Origin of the sequence: Flavobacterium sp., from assembly GCF_023151265.1 — a bacterium.
Taxonomy (GTDB): domain Bacteria; phylum Bacteroidota; class Bacteroidia; order Flavobacteriales; family Flavobacteriaceae; genus Flavobacterium.
Map to the genome: position 1 here is coordinate 1 of NZ_JAKLJH010000208.1, position 2,625 is coordinate 2,625.

Genomic DNA, 2,625 nt, shown 5'->3' on the forward strand with positions numbered 1-2,625 from the left:
TTTTGGAACACTAATCGGTTTGTTAGTTTTAGGAATTATTTTCTTGATTTATAATCGAAACCAACTTAAAAAAACGCTCACTCTTCAAAAAGAATTAGCAGAATACGAACAAAAAGCGCTGCATTTACAAATGAATCCCCATTTTGTATTCAATTGTTTAGGCTCAATTTCTAGTTTTATTGTGCAAAACGGAACCGATTCTGCAATTAAATATTTGGCAAAATTCTCAAAGTTAATGCGTCTAACATTAGAGTATTCAAAAGAATCTCTTATTCCGATTGACAAAGAAATAGAAAGTTTACAAAACTATTTAGAATTAGAGCAATTGCGATTCAATAATAATTTTGATTTTACAATTACAAAAAGTGCAGAAATTGAAGACGATGTTGCTTTGCCACCACTTTTACTACAACCATTTGTTGAAAATGCAATCATTCATGGTGTAATTCCTAAAAAGGCAAAAGGACAAATTAAAGTAGACTTTCAAATTGATAAAGAGAGTTTGGTTTGTACCATTGAAGACGACGGAGTGGGTTGTGAAACTTCGAAAAAAGTCAAGGAAAATTCGGTTTCGGTTCATAAATCAATGGCGATTGATATTATTAAAAAGCGATTGGAAATGATTGCTTCTTCAACTCATAAAAATGCAACAATTTCCATCGAGGAAATAAATGCAAACGATAATAATTCGGGAACAAAAGTAGTTTTAAAATTACCAATTCAATACATACAATAATGATTTCAGCAATACTAATAGACGATGATATAAATTTAAGAAACGGCATGAAGGGTTTGCTTCAATTGTATGCGCCACAAATTACAATTATTGGTGAAGCCGATAGCGTGGTTTCTGGTGTTGAAGCTATAAAATCATTACAACCTCAAGTTGTTTTTTTAGATATTCAATTGAATGATGGAACTGGGTTTGATATTTTAGAGAAAATAACAGCGTTAAACGGAACTACAAAAGCACACATTGTTTTTATTACTGCTCACGAACAGTATGCAATTAAAGCATTTCGATTTAGTGCTTTGGATTTTTTGTTGAAGCCAGTTGATCCTGATGAATTGCAGAAAGTAATTCAGAAAATTAAAGCTGAGATTGAAAAAAACGATAGTTCATCGCACATTGATTTATTATTAGAAAATATCAGAAAAAAGGTAGATAATTTTAAACGAATTGCATTATCAACTTCTGACGGAATTCATCTTTTTGATGTGAGTGATATTATTAGATGCGAAAGTGAGGACAATTACACCAAGTTTTTCATTAAAAACTCAAAACCAATTTTGATTTCTAAAACATTAAAAGAATACGAAGAATTGTTAACCGAACAAGGTTTTGAACGCATTCATCAATCGCATTTGATTAATTTGAATTATTTAAAGTCGTATATAAAGAAAGACGGAGGTTATGTGGTAATGGCTGATGATAGCCATTTGCCAATTTCGCAACGAAAAAAAGAAAGATTAAACGAAATATTAAAGAGTTTTTAGCGAATTCTAAGTTAGAATATAGCTTTACTCAATTGCTGAAAATTTAAGATTAATAGTTTTTACTTTTATATCATATTAAAGAAAACAAAAACCAAACACTATGAAAAAGATATTTTTACTACTGTTATTTATATCAACAATTGCTCAAGCCCAAATTGTAAATATTCCTGATGCAAATTTTAAAGCAAGATTATTATCAGCTACGCCATTAAATACCGTTGCTTATGGCGGTGGAGGTTATATGAAAATTGATGCAAACGATGATGGGGAAATACAATTAAGCGAAGCTGTTGTTGTAGATTCGTTGAGTGTTGTGGCTTCTGATATATCTAGTTTGGCAGGAATTACAAGTTTTTCTAATTTGAAGAAACTGAACTGTAATTCCAATAATTTAACTGGAGTTTTAGACCTATCGAGTTTAATTTTTTTAAGAGAAATAGATTGTGGTTTAAATATGATTACTGATTTGAATTTATCTGGTTTGGTAGATTTAGAATATTTGTATTGTAATCAGAATCTTTTAACAACTTTAAATTTAAGTGGTATTTCTAATTTAAAATATATAGAATGTTCTTTGAATAACTTAACTAATTTAGACGTTTCAAATCACCTTGGTTTAATAGAATTATCATGTCATGTGAATTCAATTTCTACAATAAATTTAAACGGATTGGTAAATTTATTGAGTTTAGGTTGTGCTAATAATCAGTTAAGTAGTTTAGATGTTTCAAATTTAACATCTTTACAATTTTTGAATGCTTCTGATAATTTAATGTCATCTATAAATTTAACAGGAGCTAATACTTTAACGTATTTGGATATTTCAAACAATCAGTTAAGTGTGTTAAATTTGACAGGATTAGCTTTGTTAGAAAATTTGAATTGTAGTTTTAACGATATAGTTAATTTAGATTTAAGTGGATTAACAGCTCTTGTGTCTGTAATTTGTAATGATAATCAGATTTTAAATTTAAACTTTTCAGGGTTGTTAAATTTACAAGAAATTAATTGTAGTTCTAATAATCTAACAACATTAGATTTTTCGGGCAATCCAGTATTTGGAAGTTTAAATAGTTCAAATAATAACTTAACTTATCTAAATCTCAAAAACGGATATAATTATTACAA

Annotated in this window: 2 protein-coding genes and 1 pseudogene; all 3 read left to right on the forward strand. The window is 28.6% G+C overall.

The genetic code is table 11. The annotated features are described in order from the left end of the window. The coding region (locus tag L6Q46_RS13555) for a histidine kinase (protein WP_291284753.1) at positions 1-736 on the forward strand (736 nt) is incomplete at its 5' end. Beyond that, complete coding sequence (locus L6Q46_RS13560; protein ID WP_291284754.1) at positions 736-1,497, forward strand: LytTR family DNA-binding domain-containing protein; 762 nt, start codon at positions 736-738, stop codon at positions 1,495-1,497. The genes L6Q46_RS13555 and L6Q46_RS13560, both read left to right, overlap by 1 nt. 100 nt (positions 1,498-1,597) lie before the next feature. Next, positions 1,598-2,625: pseudogene (locus L6Q46_RS13565) on the forward strand (T9SS C-terminal target domain-containing protein); the annotation flags it as partial.

Excerpts from the sequence above, each read along its gene's own strand:
- L6Q46_RS13560 (WP_291284754.1), top strand. The coding sequence starts at position 736 with ATGATTTCAGCAATACTAATAGACGATGATATAAATTTAAGAAACGGC.